This window comes from Enterococcus sp. PF1-24 (assembly GCF_029893325.1).
Taxonomy (GTDB): Bacteria; Bacillota; Bacilli; order Lactobacillales; family Enterococcaceae; genus HY326.
The window spans coordinates 13,396-32,880 of record NZ_JARXWL010000015.1 but is presented as its reverse complement, the minus strand read 5'-3'; the positions used below and the strand labels follow the sequence as shown (position 1 = coordinate 32,880).

General features: G+C 36.2%; 21 protein-coding genes and 1 tRNA gene. 19 read left to right on the top strand and 3 right to left on the bottom strand.

Annotated features, from left to right (window positions below; all coding sequences use genetic code 11):
• Window positions 1–9: 9 nt before the first annotated feature.
• From M2139_RS08090 to M2139_RS08055, 8 genes are read left to right on the top strand one after another with little or no spacing between them, the layout of a single operon-like run.
• Complete coding sequence (locus M2139_RS08090) at window positions 10–2,592, top strand: phage tail tip lysozyme (RefSeq protein WP_280738326.1); 2,583 nt, start codon at window positions 10–12, stop codon at window positions 2,590–2,592.
• The gene (locus M2139_RS08085) at window positions 2,585–3,127 is read left to right on the top strand and encodes a hypothetical protein (protein ID WP_280738325.1); all 543 of its coding nucleotides are present in this window, start codon (window positions 2,585–2,587) and stop codon (window positions 3,125–3,127) included. The genes M2139_RS08090 and M2139_RS08085 overlap by 8 nt, the downstream gene beginning before the upstream one ends.
• Window positions 3,128–3,313, top strand: coding sequence for a hypothetical protein (locus tag M2139_RS08080; protein ID WP_280738324.1), 186 nt, complete (start codon window positions 3,128–3,130; stop codon window positions 3,311–3,313).
• The gene (locus tag M2139_RS08075; protein ID WP_280738323.1) at window positions 3,303–3,779 is read left to right on the top strand and encodes a hypothetical protein; all 477 of its coding nucleotides are present in this window, start codon (window positions 3,303–3,305) and stop codon (window positions 3,777–3,779) included. Before M2139_RS08080 ends, M2139_RS08075 begins: the two co-directional genes overlap by 11 nt.
• The gene (locus tag M2139_RS08070; protein ID WP_280738322.1) at window positions 3,766–5,745 is read left to right on the top strand and encodes a hypothetical protein; all 1,980 of its coding nucleotides are present in this window, start codon (window positions 3,766–3,768) and stop codon (window positions 5,743–5,745) included. Before M2139_RS08075 ends, M2139_RS08070 begins: the two co-directional genes overlap by 14 nt.
• A gap of 15 nt (window positions 5,746–5,760) precedes the next feature.
• The gene (locus tag M2139_RS08065; protein ID WP_280739535.1) at window positions 5,761–6,114 is read left to right on the top strand and encodes a hypothetical protein; all 354 of its coding nucleotides are present in this window, start codon (window positions 5,761–5,763) and stop codon (window positions 6,112–6,114) included.
• Window positions 6,101–6,310 (top strand): phage holin, encoded by a 210-nt coding sequence (locus tag M2139_RS08060; RefSeq protein ID WP_280738320.1) that lies wholly within the window; start codon window positions 6,101–6,103, stop codon window positions 6,308–6,310. Before M2139_RS08065 ends, M2139_RS08060 begins: the two co-directional genes overlap by 14 nt.
• The gene (locus tag M2139_RS08055; protein WP_280738319.1) at window positions 6,307–7,206 is read left to right on the top strand and encodes a GH25 family lysozyme; all 900 of its coding nucleotides are present in this window, start codon (window positions 6,307–6,309) and stop codon (window positions 7,204–7,206) included. Before M2139_RS08060 ends, M2139_RS08055 begins: the two co-directional genes overlap by 4 nt.
• Window positions 7,207–7,254: 48 nt before the next feature.
• Here M2139_RS08055 and M2139_RS08050 read toward each other — a convergent pair whose 3' ends face one another.
• Together M2139_RS08050 and M2139_RS08045 are read right to left on the bottom strand one after the other, a co-directional pair.
• The gene (locus M2139_RS08050) at window positions 7,255–7,914 is read right to left on the bottom strand and encodes a DUF3862 domain-containing protein (RefSeq protein WP_280738318.1); all 660 of its coding nucleotides are present in this window, start codon (window positions 7,912–7,914) and stop codon (window positions 7,255–7,257) included.
• Between the two features lie 356 nt (window positions 7,915–8,270).
• A tRNA-Arg gene (locus M2139_RS08045) sits at window positions 8,271–8,342 on the bottom strand.
• A gap of 62 nt (window positions 8,343–8,404) precedes the next feature.
• On the opposite strand from M2139_RS08045, the gene rpoN reads away from it, so the two are divergent.
• From rpoN to M2139_RS08010, 7 genes are all read left to right on the top strand, one after another.
• Window positions 8,405–9,730, top strand: coding sequence for an RNA polymerase factor sigma-54 (gene rpoN / locus M2139_RS08040; RefSeq protein ID WP_280738317.1), 1,326 nt, complete (start codon window positions 8,405–8,407; stop codon window positions 9,728–9,730).
• A 365-nt stretch (window positions 9,731–10,095) separates the two neighbouring features.
• Window positions 10,096–11,133: a sugar-binding domain-containing protein gene (locus tag M2139_RS08035; protein ID WP_280738316.1), complete on the top strand. Its 1,038-nt coding sequence runs from the start codon at window positions 10,096–10,098 to the stop codon at window positions 11,131–11,133.
• Between the two features lie 41 nt (window positions 11,134–11,174).
• Window positions 11,175–12,176 (top strand): type I glyceraldehyde-3-phosphate dehydrogenase, encoded by a 1,002-nt coding sequence (gene gap / locus M2139_RS08030; RefSeq protein WP_280738315.1) that lies wholly within the window; start codon window positions 11,175–11,177, stop codon window positions 12,174–12,176.
• Between the two features lie 157 nt (window positions 12,177–12,333).
• Window positions 12,334–13,527: a phosphoglycerate kinase gene (locus M2139_RS08025; protein WP_280738314.1), complete on the top strand. Its 1,194-nt coding sequence runs from the start codon at window positions 12,334–12,336 to the stop codon at window positions 13,525–13,527.
• 54 nt (window positions 13,528–13,581) lie between these two features.
• The gene (gene tpiA, locus M2139_RS08020) at window positions 13,582–14,337 is read left to right on the top strand and encodes a triose-phosphate isomerase (RefSeq protein ID WP_280738313.1); all 756 of its coding nucleotides are present in this window, start codon (window positions 13,582–13,584) and stop codon (window positions 14,335–14,337) included.
• A gap of 107 nt (window positions 14,338–14,444) precedes the next feature.
• The gene (gene eno, locus M2139_RS08015) at window positions 14,445–15,761 is read left to right on the top strand and encodes a phosphopyruvate hydratase (protein WP_280738312.1); all 1,317 of its coding nucleotides are present in this window, start codon (window positions 14,445–14,447) and stop codon (window positions 15,759–15,761) included.
• A gap of 153 nt (window positions 15,762–15,914) precedes the next feature.
• Window positions 15,915–16,253, top strand: a complete 339-nt coding sequence (locus M2139_RS08010; RefSeq protein WP_280738311.1) for a hypothetical protein — start codon at window positions 15,915–15,917, stop codon at window positions 16,251–16,253.
• 115 nt (window positions 16,254–16,368) lie between these two features.
• Here the strand turns inward: M2139_RS08010 and M2139_RS08005 are convergent, their stop codons facing one another.
• Window positions 16,369–17,274: a DMT family transporter gene (locus M2139_RS08005; protein ID WP_280738310.1), complete on the bottom strand. Its 906-nt coding sequence runs from the start codon at window positions 17,272–17,274 to the stop codon at window positions 16,369–16,371.
• A gap of 215 nt (window positions 17,275–17,489) precedes the next feature.
• Here M2139_RS08005 and M2139_RS08000 point away from each other — a divergent pair, with 215 nt between their 5' ends.
• From M2139_RS08000 to M2139_RS07985, 4 genes are all read left to right on the top strand, one after another.
• Window positions 17,490–17,870 carry a nuclear transport factor 2 family protein gene (locus tag M2139_RS08000; RefSeq protein ID WP_280738309.1) on the top strand — a complete coding sequence of 127 codons (381 nt, stop codon included), beginning with the start codon at window positions 17,490–17,492 and terminating at the stop codon, window positions 17,868–17,870.
• Window positions 17,871–18,092: 222 nt separating this feature from the next.
• Window positions 18,093–18,413, top strand: coding sequence for a PadR family transcriptional regulator (locus M2139_RS07995; RefSeq protein WP_280738308.1), 321 nt, complete (start codon window positions 18,093–18,095; stop codon window positions 18,411–18,413).
• A 25-nt stretch (window positions 18,414–18,438) separates the two neighbouring features.
• Window positions 18,439–19,032: a DUF1700 domain-containing protein gene (locus M2139_RS07990; RefSeq protein ID WP_280738307.1), complete on the top strand. Its 594-nt coding sequence runs from the start codon at window positions 18,439–18,441 to the stop codon at window positions 19,030–19,032.
• A complete protein-coding gene (locus M2139_RS07985; protein WP_280738306.1) occupies window positions 19,029–19,274 on the top strand; it encodes a hypothetical protein in 246 nt (81 codons plus the stop codon). Before M2139_RS07990 ends, M2139_RS07985 begins: the two co-directional genes overlap by 4 nt.
• Window positions 19,275–19,485 lie beyond the last annotated feature (211 nt).

The window sequence follows — 19,485 nt, the reverse complement described above, 5'->3', positions numbered from 1 at the left end:
GGTGAGATTATGGCAAATACAAACACAGCAATTAATTGGTTTACAAGTAGAAGAGGAAATGTATTTTATAGTCAAGGCAACCGCTTAGGGCCAGGCAGTTATGACTGCTCTAGTGCTGTTTATTTTGCTTTAGTGGCAGGTGGTTTCCTTAAAGAAGGAACGATGGGAAATACTGATAGTCTTTTTAATGATTTGGAAGCTGCTGGTTGGAAGAGGTTAAATCTTCCAGCAGCTACGCCGAAACGTGGAGATGTTTTTATTTGGGGTGTTAAAGGTGCTAGTAGTGGTAATGCCGGTCATACAGGGATGTTTATTGATTCCCAACAAATTATTGAGTGCACCAGTGGAAGCGTCAATGGCATCCATACCACAAATTATCAATCTGCTAGATCCTATGCAGGAAATCCACCTGAAGCGATTTATCGTAATCCAAATGGTAGTGGTGGTACGCCAGATTTAAACACACCAGAAGAAAAAAGAGCATGGGCTTTTGCTCAGGTAATGACGGAGTTAGGTTATAACACAGCAGCCATTGCTGGGATGTTAGGAAATGTTGAATTGGAAGTAGGCACCAGCTTAAATCCAGATACTGAACAAATAGGTGGTCCAGCTTATGGTATTGTTCAGTGGGATGGTTCTGCGTATCCTTTAGCAGGTGGGGCGACTCATAATGGTCGTGCTTATGTGCAACAACTTTTTGCAACTTCAGGGGTACAAGGAGATTATAAAGCGATGGAGCCACAAGCACGCTTAGTGGATTGGTGTAATCATAATGGTCAATGGATTGGTAAAGTGGAACCTTCCACTGTAGCAGGCTTCAAACAAGTGGGTGATGCGGCTACAGCAGCTAAAGCTTTTTTATATAATTTTGAACGACCAAGTGGCGTGAAAGAGGCTGAACGGGTTTCTGCTGCTAATAAATGGTTTGATTGGTTGCAAAATACCAGTTTTGAAGGAGAAGGTTTTGAAGAAGAAACTAAAGTTGGCGAACTAGAAATATTAGGTATTAAGAATCAAAAGATTTTTGCGGAAGGGTGGCATTTTAGTTCCACTTTACCACGGCACATTTTAGTTTTTTATGATGCAGAAACAAGTGAAGAATTAGGCCGTGTTGAAACAGAAGCAGTTTATCGTCCTGATTTAGCTGAAAAACGTTCTGATACCATGGGGATTGATATGAGTGGATTTTCGGTAGAATTTTCGGTGCCTAATCATACGGGTGTCTATTTGGAATCCATTCGTACCGATGGTGAATTAGAAGATGTTTTAAATTTCAATCAAATGATTTTTTATGAACAGGCTTTTGATGTTGAAGATGATACTTTTGCGGAAGGAAATGAGAAATTCTTCTTTGAAATTATTGAAGGAAATAAAGTAATTAAGCGTGGAACGATACTTTTAAATGATACTTTGGATTGGCAAGTGGAGCTAATGGCGGAGCCCCAAACGGATATTGAGTTACCAATTGAATATTGGCAATATCTAAATGGTCGTCCTGAAATGAAAATTTATGTGAACCAAAAAGTTTTTCATGGTGTTGTTTTAGATCCTGTCTTGGATAAACAAGAAGAAACTGTTTCTTTCACTTTGGCCCATGTGATTCATGAATGGACTTATGAAGAAGTCAAAACCAATTTAACTGCTAAAAATAGAACGATTAATGATATTTTCAGTACTTTAAATTTTCGCTATAGCAATCAATGGAATATTGATTATTTAAATAATAGTGGGATGTCGGTCATTGATTATGTTTACAGTCGTCAAAATAAACAAGAAAGTTTAACAAAAACTTGTGAGTTGACACCTGATTTGTTTTGGCGAGTGGGTTTTAATTGTGGTCGCAGAATTGAAATCAGCCAATTTGGTGAAGAGAAACCTTATACGATATCTGTTAAAGCACCTAGTCAGCAAAATATTCAGATTTTAGAAGAACCTATTGTCACGATTAATTCTTCAAATGTTAAGAATGTTTTAACTGTTTATGGTGAAAAAAGTGATAGCGGTATGAGTTCCATGAGCTTACGAGATGTTTATCTGGAAAAAGAAGGTGCCACGATTCCTGGTTTTCCAGTTGTAATTTTACGAGATGGCATCAATACAGAGCGACAATATCCTTATATCAGTTATAACAAATTAGCCCCTAATAATGCTTATGAATATGCGGTCTTAGACGAAGAAAGTATCGCTTTAGAAGGTGCTATAAAAATTGAAGGTTCAGTCGCTTTCAACGATTTAGCACCTTTTGGTAAAAAAGATGAAGAAGTTACTGATGAAGATCGTTGTAAAGCCGCTAAAATTGCGTATGATGCCGCAGTTAAACGCTTAAAATCATTTCGAAGAGATATTAGTTTAGAGCTACATGTCTCTAGGTTGCCACATGATGTTAATGTTGGCGATAAATTACGCTTACTATATGATAACCAAATTTTCAAAGTAATGGAATGTAGCAGTTATATGCAAAAAATTCTAACTTATGATGATTGGTTTTATTTAACAGGAATTACCCATCATATTCACGCCAATGGCATGGAAACTGCGACGATTATTTTAAATAAATACTTAAAAATTGAAAGGTGGTCAAATAATGATTGATGACCTACTTTTAGCAAAAATATTAGAGCAACTTTCAGATCAGCGAAAAGATGCCAAACAAGCTAAAATGCAACGTAGAGATGAAGTTGTGGATTTAAACGGGTTAGAAATTCAGCGGGCTGGTGATAATAATCGCCCCGCTGTTTTTTATATCTCTACTAGTAAAGATTTACGTTATTATCATCGTTTTGAATTTAAACTATCCATTCAACCCTATCAACATATTGGTGAAAAAGAGCAGCCAAATAATGGCGATGCTCCAACCCTTGCCAATGTAAAAGTTTTAATTGACGGTATTGATATTACGGCTGCTTTAAGTGCGCAATACGGTGGAGATTGGATTGATTCGTGGGGACTTTATCCAGAAGGAAATAGCATGGCAATGTATGATGTTTTACTAGCCTATGAAAATTTGGCACCTTGGCAGCAAGGGGTGTTATTAAAACCCGGTTTTAAAAAAGTGGAAATCTTTGCAGATGGTTTGTTTGATGTCACGATGATTTTATATTTGAAATATTCTCACGGAGGGATTTAGATGAATAAATATTTTGAAAAAGCTGCCGAGATTGAGGCACATTTAGCACAGCATCCAACAGATTATCAAGCCAGCATCGCTTTATTAAAAATGCGTAGTCAAGGCTATGATTATCAAGTGAAACAAGAAAGTATTAAAAGAAAAAAAGCAGCAGCGCAAGTAAGGAGAATGATGAATGGAGAATAAACATGCAACAGATGGGATTGCGGAAGATTTAATTCGCTGTTTCATTCAATTAGCTAGTGTCGAATTGCATACTAAAACTTTAATTGAAAAAGCAGTTTCTGAGTTAGAAAACGGCATCTCGATTGCTCCAGTAGAAGAACAATTAGCAAAAATTACTGATTTACAAGCAGAATTAATAGAAACGGCGCAACGGCGAAGAGATATCATGTTATTTTTATACGAAGTTTATGGTTCTCAAGGAGATAAACAAAAATGGTGCACTGTCAAACATTTAGGGCTGGCTATGATGACCGCCTTCGAAGCTTGGCAAGCCAGCGATAATAATCAACAGCTGAATAATTTATATTTAAAAATTAATGAATTATTTCTAAAGAATTTGACTAGTTTTTTAGGCGTCGAAATAACAACTTGTGCAGCCTGTTTTGCAGATATTATAAAAGGAGAGGATACTTATGAAATTATCTAATTGTCGTGATAGAACACCATTTAACGGACAACATTGTGGTGATGGAAAATGTGATTGGCTTCAATGTGTAGATAGCCTTTCGGATATAAAAAATCCTAGTCGGAAATTTGCTTATCAACTACCTGATGATACGATTTGGGTTCTGGATTTTGAAAATGAAAAATGGATTGAAGTAACAGGGGGCAGTGATGGTAGTGGCGGCAGTAAACCGACACTAATTTATAGCGATGATGGCTATATAAATGTTTCAGGCAATGGCAGTTATAAAGTCGACTTGGGCTTGAACGAAACAAAACTTAAAGATTTGATACAGCAAAGCGGTATTGCAGGACCCAAAGGTGAAAAAGGTGACGCTGGAGCACCTGGTGAAAAGGGCGATACTGGAGCACCCGGGGTGAAAGGTGAAGATGGAGCAAGTGGAATTTCAGAAGCGCTAGAAGATGGTAAAGTGTATGGTCGAAAAAACGGAGATTGGGTGGAAATAACTGGTGGTAGTTGTGTAGGGAGTACAATTCCGATTGAAGTAGATGTTAATGGTCAAGAAGTCAACTTAAGAATTGTTGCACCGTACGGTAGTGAGATTGACTATAGTAACTATACTGTCAAAGCCGCAAATAACGGAACCACAGTTGACTTAGAATTTACAACTGAATATTATCACACCTATCACTTTGTTAACTCAGAGGTGCAATTAGACCCGATTGAACGTTTTGACATTTTCGATGAAAACGATGTATTAGTTGCTTCACATCCTTATTATTCTGCTCAATCTAATGGTGAAGGTGTTGAAGAAGCACCAAAAGATGGAAAACAATATGCTAGGAAAGATGGGACTTGGACAGAAGTAACTTCTGCACCAGCTGGAACAACTCCAATTATATTCACTGCTACCCATGGTTTTACAGATGATAAAATCATGGTTTATGGTAGAGGTTTTGAAACTTTAGAAGCTTCTGACGATTGGGCTACATTTGTCACTGTTAAGGATAGTGTAACTGGTGCATTATCAAATATTCAACCAGTAAGCAAAAATTATATTGATTCAACAAAAACTGTAGCTTGGCATTTTGAATTAAGCACTACACAAACAGCAATTACTACTTATGCAAATAGTTCTACTGGTGGTGGTTCTAGTTCATGGATCTATGAGTTTGATTATTCAGATTGGAATGTAACAAATCCTAATAGTCGTGGTTATATTATGAATAAACCAGTTACAAGTCAAAGTCATTCTGGTTTGTGGAGTGTATCGCCTATTCCATGGAATAAAAACAGACCTGATTACTGGTTACCGTTTCCGTTTCCAGAAATGATTAATGATAATGAGATGTATCAATTGTTAGAATTGGGTGTTAACGCCATAACTGCAATCTCTATGCCTGCAAGATGGTATCTGACAAGCTCTAGTGCTAAAGTCAAATATTCAATCGGTAACTTTGAAAATGGTGTATGGGTTGAGTCTAAAGTACTAAACGCTAGTGCTTCATCTGGGGCTACAGTAGTATTGTCAATCTCAGCAAACGATTGTATTCAAGTGACCGACGATGTATGCCAGATTTGGATGAAGATTTCTGCTTCTGATGGTGCATTTTTAGAAAGTACAGGTCTTGCTCCACATAGCTCTTCTGTTAATGTCAATGAAATGGTTGGTAGGCTACCACAAGGTAACATGATGTTGTTTACAGGTCAATTGGCTGGAGGACAATCGTATTTACCGCCCACATTACAACGTATTTGTATTTATGGTAAACTTTCACCAAAATTAATGACTGCTACAAACTTCATGAATCTACCAAAACTCACAACAGTATTGAACTACTGGTTAGATGCAACAAACAATCCAAGTTCATCGACATATAACTTCTTCTCAAATTGTCCAAATTTAAAAGATTGTTATGTTGGGATTTCTAGTGATGTATCAAATACAAAAGATGTAATTCTTTACCAGAAATTAGAAAGACAGTAGTCGGGTGGTGGACAAATGAATTATATTGATATGTTTCTGAACGCAAATACAATCGTAATGGGAGTTTTCGGCGTCGGTATTTATGGCATTTTTCGCCAACTAGTCGTTGAATTTAAACGAAGAAACGACACGTTTGAAGACCGATTTTTAAAACTTGAAGGCGCAACACTGGCTTCGCTTCATGATAAACTGTATCACTATTGTGAGCATTATCTTGAAGTCGGTTGTATCTCAATTGACGACTTTAAAAACTTGGAAAAACTGTATCATGGCTACGCTGGTTTAGGCGGTAACGGCATGATCGAAAAGTTATATGAACGAGTCACTCAGCTACCAATTAAAGGAGGCAACTCAAATGAAATTGAATAATAAAACTTACGATAGACTTAAATTTGTCGTAACAATCTTTCTGCCTGCACTAATTACGTTAATTACTACGTTAGGATCAGCTTTTGCATGGGAATTGACGCAGCTGATAGTTGTAACACTAGGTGCGATAACTACATTTTTAGGTACATTATTGGGGATTTCTACAAATAATTATAACAAGGAGTTGAAAACATGACGCTTTTTGGAATTGATATTTCTGGCTGGCAAGCGGGGATTAATTTATCCGCTGTGCCCACCGATTTTGTTATTGTGAAAGCAACCGGTGGCACTGGCTATGTTAACCCTGATTTTAAGCGGCAAGCTAATCAAACTTTGGCGACTAATAAATTGTTGGGATTATATCATTTTGCCAATGATTCAGGTTATCAAGGAACAGCGATTGCTGAAGCAGAGCATTTTGTAAATAGTGTTGGTGATTATTTAGGTAAAGCAGTTTTAGTTTTGGATTGGGAAGCTGAAAATAAAGCGAATATCACTTGGGCTAGAGAATTTTTATGGCATGTCCATAAGTTAACAGGGGTAAAAGCTTGGTTTTATACGTATACCTTTGTCTTGAATGCTTATGATTTTTCAGTCTTAGGCAATGAAGGATGGCCACTATGGTTAGCGGATTATCCATATTCTGCAACGCAGCATGGTTTTGCCGAATATAAGCAGCCATCACGACGGGGATTTCCCTATCCAGCAATTGCTTATCAATATAGTTCAACGACTATTTTAGATGGCTATGGCGGGCATTTAGATGTAAATAACTTTTATGGAACGCAAGTTGATTGGTTGAATTATGCCAAAGGGAACAAAGTAGTAGCAGAACAACCAAAAGAAAAAATCAAGGAGGTAGCAACAATGTTTTGTACTTATCAAGAAGAGGGCGGTAATGCGATTTTTTATTTTGATGGGAAAAACGTAACAGTTTTGGCTCATGAAGATGAATGGCAGGTATTAAAAATGATTTATAAAGCAAATAATGATCGAGATTTACCACATTTTGTATTTAAAGAGAAAGCCCCTTTTAATAAACGGCTAGAGCATCTAGTGAAACGAGCAGTTTATCCTAGTCTTAAAGCATAGAATGGATAAAAAAAGAGGTTGAATTTTTAGCTTCAACCTCTTTGCTTTCTATTCCATCCCAACTTGCATTTTAGAGCTAACAACATCATCTACAAATTGAATGTTGAAATCGGCATTTTTGCCAGCTACATTTTGATTCCAAGAGAGAATTTTATGATTTTTGCCATCTTTAACTGTGATATCTTTGCCGTTAGGTTCACCGACTTCAGCAATAACTTCAGCAAGTGTCGTTGCGCGGTCGGTAGCGATAGCTTCAAATTTTTCTAAAGTAATATCTTCTGTATCAGCAACTGTTAAGTTAGCAATCGTTTTTGAAAAAGCTTTGCCATCAATAAATGAAACTTTCAAAGTTACAGGGCTATCTTCTAAACCAATCCATGATAGAGTTTCGATATTTTGGTCATCAGTAGTTGAGGTAGAAGTAGCTGTGGCTTCGCCTAAAATAGCAGTAACTTCAGTCTGTGTATTGCCACCTTCACCTTGTTTATCTAAATCACCTAAAGTGATTTTTTCAAAGTTAGTTTTAATGCCATCGGTATTTACTAGTTCTTTAGAAACTATCTCTTCTTCAATAGAAGAGCTGGCGGTCGTAGTCGCAACTGTGGAAGTAGCGGTTGTGCTAGTTGCTGTTTTTTCATCAGTAGTTGTACAGGAACCTAAAAGTAAAAGACTAGGTAATATCAAGGTTGTAAGTAATGTTTTTTTCAAGTAAAACGCTCCTTTTTAGATAGATGGTGAAGATTTATAAACGTGTACATATTAAGTAAAATAGCCGATTTTTTCGCTATTTAAGTTTTCTTCATTTAATTCAACCACTTTAACTGCTTTTTGTAAAGTTTTTACCTGTAAACTTTACAAATTCCTTGTTTAATTAATAATTAAAAGTAACAAAAAAGACTTAGCGGTTTTGCTAAGCCTTGAATCTCTCAATTAAGTAATACATAAATTATTTTAACCACATGACAGCCACAAAAATTTTCTGATAAAATATGACCGTTCATCACTTAAAACATTGACATTTCTTGCTTTTTAGTGAAAAATGTAGATAATAATCAAATAAAAAACGCGCCCTGAGGGAATCGAACCCCCGTCTCAAGAACCGGAATCTTACGTGATATCCACTACACTAAGGGCGCATTAAGCACGAGTAATAGTTTAGCTGATTTGGTTAAAAAAAACAAGGGGAATTGAGAAAGAAATGAAATTTCAGCAGAATTTTTCACAACAACAGCAGCAAAAGCAAATGCAAAAACTTGCCATGACGCAACAATTGCAACAGTCTTTGCAAGTTTTACAATATAATTCTGAGCAGTTGGTTGACTACATTGAAAATAAAGCTTTGGAAAATCCTTTGATTGAAGTGATTCCACCTAGTATAACGCCAGATTATGGTCGTGGCAGTAATAGTTGGCAAGGGGAAAATAACTTTATCAATCAAATTCCCGAAACGAACATTTCTTTATTTGAATATTTGATTAATCAAGTTCATTTGAATTATCGTGATACTTATTTACGTAAATTAGTTTTATTTTTAGTTGAATATATTGATGTGAATGGTTATTTGAAGCTGTCATTAGAGGAAGCACAGGCGAAAACCGGTGCTGATACAATTCAAATGCTAGATGCGCTAACTTTGATTCAACAATTAGACCCAGCAGGAGTGGGTGCCCGAAATTTGCAAGAGTGTTTAATGTTGCAAACGGAACGGGATAATAACGCACCGAATTTGGCTTACATTGTTTTGGAAGAAGGCTTTGATGATTTAGTCAATCGTCAATGGGAGAAGATTGCTAAAAAATTTGGTGTGCAACTATCTGATATTCAAAAGGTTTTTGATTATATTCAAACGCTATCGCCAGCTCCTGGCAGTGGCTTTAATCACCAAACGGAATTGTATGTGGTGCCTGATTTACGAGTAAAAGTTATAGATGACGAAATCAAGGTTTCTTCAAATCGCAAAGGGCAGCCGGAAATTAAGTTGCAAGAAGGCTATTTTGAGCGGATGAAGCAGCAAGCTGATCAAGCAACACTGGATTATTTGAAAGAAAAGCAACAGGAATTTGATTGGTTGAAGCGGACGATGTTGCAACGTGGCGATACGATTTTAAAAGTAGGCACAGCAATTATTGAAAGGCAAACGGGCTTTTTCTTAGAGGCTAGCCGGCCAATTCAAGCTTTAACTATGAAGGAAATAGCCGAGCAATTGGAAATTCATGAATCAACGGTTAGCCGTTCCGTTAATGGTAAATATTTAGAAACCGATTTTGGAATTTTTGAGTTGAAAACTTTTTTTACCAATAAAATTGCTAGCTCTAATAATGGAGCGGATCAGTCGGCAGATAGTGTCAAACAGCAATTGAAGAAAGTGATTGAAGAGGAAAATAAAAATCGTCCTTATTCTGATCAGAAATTGGCTGATTTATTAAAAGCCGATGGTGCGCAAATTTCCCGCCGAACTGTTACGAAATATCGAGAAGCCTTAGGGATTCCGACTTCTTCCAAACGAAAAAGATATGACGATTAAAATTTAAGTCTTCAGAGCATAGCCATAAAACTTTATGGCTGCTCTGAAGGCTTTTTTTGATATTATAAATTATTTCTTTCATTATAGGTAACCATAAAATACATCAGTTTCAGCAAGTATAATTCCTATGATAATTAACATTCTCACGTAAAAGTACCATTTTATTATGAAAAAGAGTAGTTTTCTTCAGTTATTAGATAAATCTTGTTTCTTTTAGTTGAAAAAAAATAAGAGAAGTGATAGAATTAATTTTGTGAGATTGAGATGTTGATATAAGAATGCCAGCAGTTCAATCACTTTTTTTATCATCTATGGGTCGCTTTTGGTCTACTCTGGACATTTTTCGTCCAACGAAGGAGAAGGACATGTTAAATGAACTAAAATTAGTTGAGGCGTTAGTGCCTGAATTAGTTGAAACGTTACAAGAAAGATTTCAGATTTTAAAAGCAGTTTACTGGCTACAACCAATCGGCCGCAGAAGTTTGGCGGAAAATTTAGAAATGACCGAACGGATGTTACGGACGGAAACAGATTTTTTAAGACAGTTGGGTTTGTTAACCAGTGCTAAAAGTGGCATGTCTTTAACTAGTAAAGGAAAAGAAATTTTCCATAGCCTAGAGAAGATTATGAATCAATTAAGTGGCATGGATGATTTAGAGCACCAAATCGCTAATCATTTTGGGATTGAACGTTGTTTAGTCATTGAAGGCGATAGCGACTTACATGTTGAAGTTGTTTCAGAATTTGGTGAAGTGCTAAATAATATGTTAGATTTAGTGTTGCCAGAAGGTCAAAATATTATAGCAGTAATGGGCGGGACAACGATGGCAGAAATTGCCAATCACTTTTCTAATTTGGAAAGCAGTAAACGCCATAATGTTTTTGTGCCAGCGCGAGGCGGAATTGGGGAAGCCCTAACCGTTCAAGCCAATACAGTTAGTGCTGTAATGGCCGGTAATTCTGGTGGCGAGCATCGAGCTTTATATGTGCCAGAGCAATTAAGTGAAGAAACGTATCAAACTTTATTGCAAGAGCCTGCTATTGATGATGTGTTAGAGTTGATTAATCATGCAAATTGTGTTATTCATAGTATTGGGCGTGCTTTGCATATGGCTGCTCGCCGTAAGATGAATGAAGAGCAGTTGGTCATGTTGAAACAACAAAATGCCGTGGCTGAGTCTTTTGGTTATTTCTTTGACGAAGCTGGTGAAGTAATTTACAAAGTTCCCCGCATTGGCTTGCAGCTTGAAGCATTGCAAAAAGTCCCACATATTTTTGCAGTTGCTGGCGGCAAGACCAAAGCTAAAGCGATTCGTGCTTATTTGGAACATGCACCAAAACAAACGTGGCTGATTACTGATGAAGCCGCAGCTAATGAGATTTTAAAAGGGGTAACCCTTTAAAATAAATAATTTTTTCGATTTTCATAAGGAGGAAATCTTAAATGACAGTTAAAGTAGGTATTAATGGATTTGGACGTATTGGACGCTTAGCATTCCGCCGTATTCAAGAAGTAGCGGGGATTGAAGTTGTTGCTATCAACGACTTAACAGATGCTAAAATGTTAGCTCACTTGTTGAAATATGACACAACTCAAGGCCGTTTCAACGGAACAGTTGAAGTTCATGATGGATATTTCAACGTTAATGGTAAAGAAGTTAAAGTATTAGCTAACCGTAACCCTGAAGAATTACCATGGGGTGATTTAGGTGTAGATATCGTATTAGAATGTACTGGTTTCTTCACTTCTAAAACAGCTGCTGAAAAACATTTAACAGCTGGGGCTAAACGCGTAGTTATCTCTGCTCCTGGTGGCGATGATGTACCAACAGTTGTTTACAACACAAACCATGAAATCTTAACTGGTAAAGAAACAGTTATTTCTGGTGCTTCATGTACAACAAACTGTTTAGCTCCTATGGCTAAAGCTTTAAATGACAACTTTGGTATTGTTGAAGGTTTAATGACAACAATTCACGCTTACACTGGTGACCAAATGACTCTTGACGGACCACACCCTAAAGGTGACTTCCGCCGTGCTCGTGCTGCTGCAGAAAACATCGTTCCTAATACAACTGGTGCTGCTAAAGCAATTGGTTTAGTAATTCCAGCATTAAGCGGTAAATTAGATGGCGCTGCACAACGTGTTCCAGTTGCAACTGGTTCATTAACTGAATTAGTAACAGTTCTTGATAAAAATGTAACTGTTGACGAAATCAACGCTACAATGAAAGCTGCTGCTAACGATTCTTATGGTTATACTGAAGAACAATTAGTATCTTCTGATATCGTAGGTATGGCTTTTGGTTCATTATTTGATGCAACTCAAACTAAAGTAATGACAGTTGGCGACAAACAATTAGTTAAAACTGTTGCTTGGTATGACAATGAAATGTCATACACTGCTCAATTAGTTCGTACTTTAGAATACTTTGCAAACTTATAAGAGCTAGTTAAAGTAAGCGACACAACTTTGATGAATCATCAAAATTGTGCTGCAAGATTTTATCAATGTAATTGAAAACATTGTCTAATCAAGCGGGGAAGCGACGCGCTTCTCCGCTTTTTTTTCTCAGGCAAACAAGAATACGGAGGAACACTTCATGGCAAAAATGACTGTCAAAGATATTGATTTAAAAGATAAAAAAGTTTTAGTACGTGTTGACTTTAATGTTCCATTAAAAGATGGCGTAATCACAAATGATAACCGGATTGTAGCTGCTTTACCAACAATTAATTATGTAATTGAAAATGGCGGAAAAGCGATTTTATTCTCTCACTTAGGCCGTGTTAAAGAAGAAGCTGACAAAGAAGGCAAATCATTAGCTCCTGTTGCAAAACGTTTAGGAGAATTATTAGGTAAAGAAGTAACTTTTGTTCCTGAAACTCGCGGAGCACAATTAGAAGCAGCAATCAACAATATGAAAGATGGCGATGTTGTTGTTTTCGAAAACACTCGTTTTGAAGATATTGATGGTAAAAAAGAAAGTAAAAATAATACTGAATTAGGTAAATACTGGGCTTCTTTAGGCGATGTATTTGTAAATGATGCTTTCGGTACTGCTCACCGTGCGCATGCTTCAAACGTAGGAATCGCTTCAACTGGTATTCCAACTGTTGCTGGTTTCTTAATGGATAAAGAAATTAAATTTATCGGTGAAGCTGTTGAAGCACCAAAACGCCCATTCGTAGCGATCCTTGGTGGTGCTAAAGTTTCTGATAAAATTGGCGTAATCGAAAACTTAATTGCTAAAGCTGATAAAATCCTTATCGGTGGCGGTATGACTTATACTTTCTACAAAGCTAAAGGTATCGAAATTGGTAATTCTTTAGTTGAAGCAGATAAAATTGATTTAGCTAAATCAATTATTGAAAAAGCTGGCGACAAATTAGTTTTACCAGTGGATTCTGTATGCTCTAAAGAATTCAGCAATGACGCTGAAACTTTAATCAGCGACGGCGAAGCAGTACCAGAAGGATACATGGGCTTAGATATTGGTCCTAAATCAATTGATTTATTCACTGAAGCTTTAGCTGGTGCGAAAACAGTTGTTTGGAACGGCCCTATGGGTGTGTTTGAAATGAGCAATTTTGCTAAAGGTACAATTGGTGTTTGTGAAGCAATCGCTAACCTTGAAGGCGCAACAACAATCATCGGTGGTGGTGATTCTGCAGCAGCTGCTATTCAATTAGGCTTCGCTGACAAATTCACTCACATTTCTACAGGTGGCGGCGCTAGCTTAGAATTATTAGAAGGTAAAGAATTACCAGGCTTAGCAGCAATCAACGATAAATAAAAAAGCGGAGTGAGCTTGTTAGCTCATGCAGCTTGACATAAAGGAGCAAATAACATGCGTAAACCTATTATTGCAGGTAACTGGAAAATGAACAAAACTGCTAAAGAAGCAAAAGCTTTTGCTGAAGCAGTAAAAAACAAAATTCCAGCAAATAGTCAAGTTGATTCAGTAATCGGCGCACCAGCTTTGTTTTTAGAAACATTGATGGCTGAAGCTCACAGAACTGAATTAAAAATTTCTGGACAAAATTGTTACTGGGAAAATGCTGGAGCTTTCACTGGTGAAACTTCACCAGCTGCTTTAGCTGATTTAGGTGTTCATTATGTGATTATTGGTCACTCTGAACGTCGTGAATATTTCCACGAAACTGATGCTGAAATTAACAAAAAAGCAAAAGCTATTTTTGCTAATGGCATGACACCAATTCTTTGTTGTGGTGAGTCTTTAGAAACTTATGAAGCAGGCAAAACTGCTGAGTGGATTGAAGGCCAAATTACAGCTGGTTTAGCTGATTTATCTGCTGAACAAGTAAGCAACTTGGTAATTGCTTATGAACCAATCTGGGCAATCGGTACTGGTAAATCTGCTGATGCACAAATCGCTGATGAAATTTGTGGCGTGGTTCGTAGTACAGTTGAAAAACTTTACGGTAAAGAAGTAGCTGAAAGCGTACGTATTCAATACGGTGGTTCTGTTAAACCAGAAAACATCGCTGAATACATGGCGAAAGAAAATGTTGATGGTGCTTTAGTCGGTGGCGCAAGTTTAGAAGCTGACTCTTTCTTAGCATTATTAAATGCGGTAAAATAGAGTGAAAATAATAAGAAATATTTGCACTCTAAGCAAAATTTAACTACAATTGGTTTTAAGGGATTTTTCCCAAAAAATAAATTAGATACTCAAAGGAGAGACAGAATATGTCAATTATTACTGATGTTTACGCTCGTGAAGTCCTTGACTCTCGTGGTAACCCAACAATCGAAGTAGAAGTTTACACTGAAAGTGGTGCATTTGGTCGCGGGATGGTTCCTTCTGGTGCCTCAACTGGTGAATACGAAGCTGTTGAATTACGTGACGGCGACAAATCTCGTTACTTAGGTAAAGGCGTTACTAAAGCTGTTGACAATGTTAACAATATTATTGCTGAAGCTATCATTGGTTACGATGTAACTGATCAAATGGCTATTGATAAAGCGATGATCGCTTTAGATGGCACACCAAACAAAGGTAAATTAGGCGCTAACGCTATCCTTGGTGTATCTATCGCTGCTGCTCGTGCTGCTGCTGATTACTTACAAGTTCCTTTATATCATTACTTAGGTGGTTTCAACACTAAAGTGTTACCAACACCAATGATGAATATTATTAACGGTGGTTCTCACTCTGATGCACCAATCGCTTTCCAAGAATTCATGATTATGCCAGTTGGTGCTCCATCATTTAAAGAAGGCTTACGTTGGGGAGCAGAAGTTTTCCATAACTTAGCTAAAATCTTAAAAGCTCGTGGTCTTGAAACTTCAGTAGGTGACGAAGGTGGTTTCGCTCCTCGTTTTGAAGGTACTGAAGATGGCGTTGAAACTATCTTAGAAGCAATCAAAGCTGCTGGTCTTGAACCAGGTAAAGATATTATGTTAGGTTTTGACTGTGCTTCTTCTGAATTCTTTGAAAATGGTGTATATGACTATACTAAATTCGAAGGTGAAACAGGTAAAAAACGTACTTCTGCTGAACAAGTAGATTACTTAGAAGAATTAGTTAACAAATACCCAATCATCACTATCGAAGATGGTATGGACGAAAACGACTGGGACGGTTGGAAATTATTGACTGAACGTCTTGGCGACAAAGTTCAATTAGTTGGTGACGATTTATTCGTTACAAACACTGCTAAATTATCTGAAGGTATTGAAAAAGGAATTGGTAACTCAATCCTTATCAAAGTTAACCAAATCGGTACTTTAACAGAAACTTTTGAAGCAATCGAAATGGCTAAAGAAGCTAACTACACAGCAGTTATCTCTCACCGTTCTGGTGAAACTGAAGATTCAACAATTGCTGATATCGCAGTTGCAACTAACGCTGGCCAAATCAAAACTGGTTCTCTTTCACGTACTGACCGTATTGCGAAATACAACCAATTATTACGCATCGAAGACCAACTTGGTGAAGTTGCTGAATACAAAGGTTTGAAATCTTTCTACAACTTGAAAAATAATAAAAATCCCTTAATATAAAAGGATTTCTTGGAGTTTGATTCAAGTTATATAATGAGCTGTAAGCACAAATCACTATCTTTTCTCTATAAATCTTAGAGGAGAGGTAGTGATTTTTGTTGATAAGTGAATTAAATTAGAAGAATAGTTAAACATACTAATAGGAGGGACAATATGATAAGCTATTATATTTGTGCAATTTTTACATTAATAAGTTCTGCAGTAAGTTTTGGATTTTCTATTGATACTTTCTTAAAAGCAAGGCAAGAAAAAAATGCACTAACGAATGCAAAATATGCTATGTCAAGAAGTGCATCTTTACTAATAGTTGCAATAGGCTTACTTATTTTTAAGGATTCTTCATTCTTAATAGCATTATCAGTAGTTATGATCGGTGTACAGTTATTTGATGGAATTATCGGTTTTAAAATAAGTATATTTAAAACTGTAGGACCACTATTTACTGCACTTGGTAATACATTGTTACTTATAAACTATTTATTTAATCGGTAGTTTTTATTGGCAAATGTGACAAGAAAAAAGTGTATAGAATTTTCGGAAAACGATTTATAAATCCCCACAAAAAAACTTCTTCACTACTTAAAAGTAGCGGAGAAGTTTTTAATATTTATTCAATCGTTTCTTGCAAAGCTTCTTTAGGCTGTTTTTCTGAGATTAACAAACCGGCTAAAGTGAACAAAGTTCCGATGGCAATTGCAGAAGTTAAAGTTTCATTTAGAAAGAGAACAGATGCGATGATAGTCACAACTGGAACGCCATAAATATAAACACTAGCGCGGACAGCTCCCAAAGTATTAATCGTAAAGCTCCAAGTTACAAAGCAAATGGCTGATGCACCAATTGCTAAGTAAAGCAGATGGGTTAAAACAGCTAGTTGCGTAATCACGGTTAAATCAAAACTAGGTTTACTAAAAAATAAAACTGGTAACATGAAAAGTAAGCCATAAGCGAAAACTTTGCGGGTAGCTAAAATAATCGGGACTTTAAACTCAGAAATCTTTTTGGTGATGATTGAATAAATCGCCCAAATAACCGCAGCCATTAAACCAAGGAAATCACCCAAAGGATTGAAACTAACCCCTTTGCTGCCAGCAAAACTTAAAATAGCGATGCCGATAATTGCCATTACGAAGCCTGCCATAAAATAAATGGTGGGCTTTTTTTCTTTGAAAAAAATCATAGCGAATAAGGCAGTGAAAAATGGTGCAACTGAAACAATTACCCCTAAATTTGAAGCAGAAGTGTAGAGTAAAGCGACATTTTCACATAAGTAATATAAAGTGATACCTGTGATACCAGCTAACATAAAATATTTTTCTTTTTTAAAAGAAAAATGTGGAGCAACTTTAGGTTTTAGTAACCACAAGGTGAAGTAACCAATAAAGAAACGTAAAAATAGAATTTCAATAGGTTGCAGGAAGGCTAACAGCTTTTTGGTAGAAACAAAAGTGGTGCCCCAAACAAAAATGGTAAAAATTGCAGTAAGATGCCCTTTAATATTTTTTTGATTCATTTTCTTGGCAAGGAAAGCAAATGAAATACTTTCTAAAAGCCGTCACTTCCTTTCATGAGATAATTTGAATTTACTATTCATGATACTGTTAATCAGAAAAAATGCAAGAAAATATCGAAATTTCTTGAAAATTATCTGGAAATTTGAAAATTGATTGTGCTTTTCAAATACTTTTATATAATGAAAGTAAGTTTTAAATCTGAGGGGGAGACTTGATGGAAGCAGTGATTAAAAATTTTTGGCAAAGTGTCGCTAAACAAGAGTTGCCAGCTTTAAGAGAATATTTTGTAACAACAGCTGTGATTGATTGGCCAAATACGAATGAGCGATTTACGCGAGAAGAATATTTAGTTGCTAATTGTGAGTATCCAGGGGCTTGGCAAGCCGTGGTTCTGCAATGTAATCAAATTAGCGTTGATGAATATGTTTCGATTACACAGGTGAGATTAGTTGATGAAGCTATCAGTTTTCATGCGATTTCTTACTATCGGATGATTGATGGGAAGATTTGCTATTTAAAGGAATTTTGGAGTGAGGATGGCGAAGCGCCTGAATGGCGGAAAAAGAAAAATATAGGTAAAAAAATCAATAGTTAGTTTACGATGCCAAAGTTCATGTAGCTTTTGGCATCTTTTTTTAGTTTTTAGCTAATATTTTTCAGTTTTCCAAATTATTTTATCGGACTTTAGACTGATTTTTGCGAATATAGCTTGTCACCTTATACTATGTAATGTATAGTATTGAATGTAAGGAGCATGAAGCAATTATTTTATTAAGAAAAAAGACAATTCATGAGAGCGACAAAAGGTGGTGGAGAAATGGATAGTCAATTAAAAAAAGGTATTATCGAATATTGTATTTTAGCCTCTTTAAAACAAAATGATTCTTATGGCTATCAAATTGTTAAAAATATTTCTGCTTTGCTACCGATAACCGAGTCAACGCTTTATCCGATTTTAAAACGCTTGGAAGTCAGCGGTAGGGTTCAGACGTATACGAAGGAACACAAGGGTCGTTTGCGGAAATATTATCAAGTAACAGATTTAGGAATCAGTAGTATTGATAATTTCTTGCAAAATGATTGGGAGCAATTAGAAAAGATTCATGATTATATTCAAAGCGTTGCCGATTTATATTGAAATTAAATAAAAGGAGATTTGTATAATGGACAGAATTGATTTTATTAAAGCCTTAGCTGATGAGCTGGCTTATGAAGTAAAACCAAGTGAAATACATCAGCTAATTAACTATTATGATGAAATTATTCAAGATTTAATGGAAGATGGCTATTCAGAAAAGGAAGCTGTAGCTAAGCTAGGTAGCCCTAAAAAGTTGGCTAAAGAAGCTGCTGGTATTCAAGAGGTTGAAATTGACATTCCTCGTCGCATGAGTACCTGGGTGCTTGTTTTATTAGTGATTGGTTTTCCGATTTGGGGTAGCTTATTAATTGCCTTTGTGGCAGTTATAGCAAGTTTTTATCTGGTATTGTGGTGCATTCCTTTTTCAACTGGCTTAACTGGTGTTGTTTGTACGATTTGTGGTGCAGCCGCTGCAGTGCTTAGCCCTTTATTGATGGCTGATACGCTTTATTTAGGCACAATGCAACTAGGCGCTGGAGCAGCCTTTTTCGGAATTGGTATTTTATTATTAATTTTAACGTTTTCTATAAGTGGTAGTTTCTTAAGAATCACTAAAAAAACATTTGCAGGTTTAAAACATGCCTTTTTTAAACCTAGAAAGCAGGTAGTTAGACTATGAAAATAAATCGAAAATTTTTCACTATGATTGGTGGAAGTTTAACAGTAATAGGGCTATTAGTGATGTTTATGGCTTTTGCTATGTCAGGATTTGCACCTAGAAAATTCATTACTAATAATGATCGACCTTGGTACCAATTAATTACTTTTTGGAGCTATCAAGATGATGATGATTTCCATGACGACATGGAAGATCTTGAAGATGACTTGAAGGAACTTAAGGATGATCTTTTTGAAGATTAGCAACAACTGAAAAAAATGATTAAGCTAGAGATTAAGATCTCTAGCTTTTTTGTAGTTAAAAAACTTCAAGATTCTGAATTATTAAGAATTAATTTATTTAAGTGTATTTTAAGGAGAGATAGGCCATATTACTGCACTTATTTTTACTTCAGTGATAAAATTAAAGAAGATAAATAAGAGCAGTTTATTTCATGAAGGGATTGACTATCTT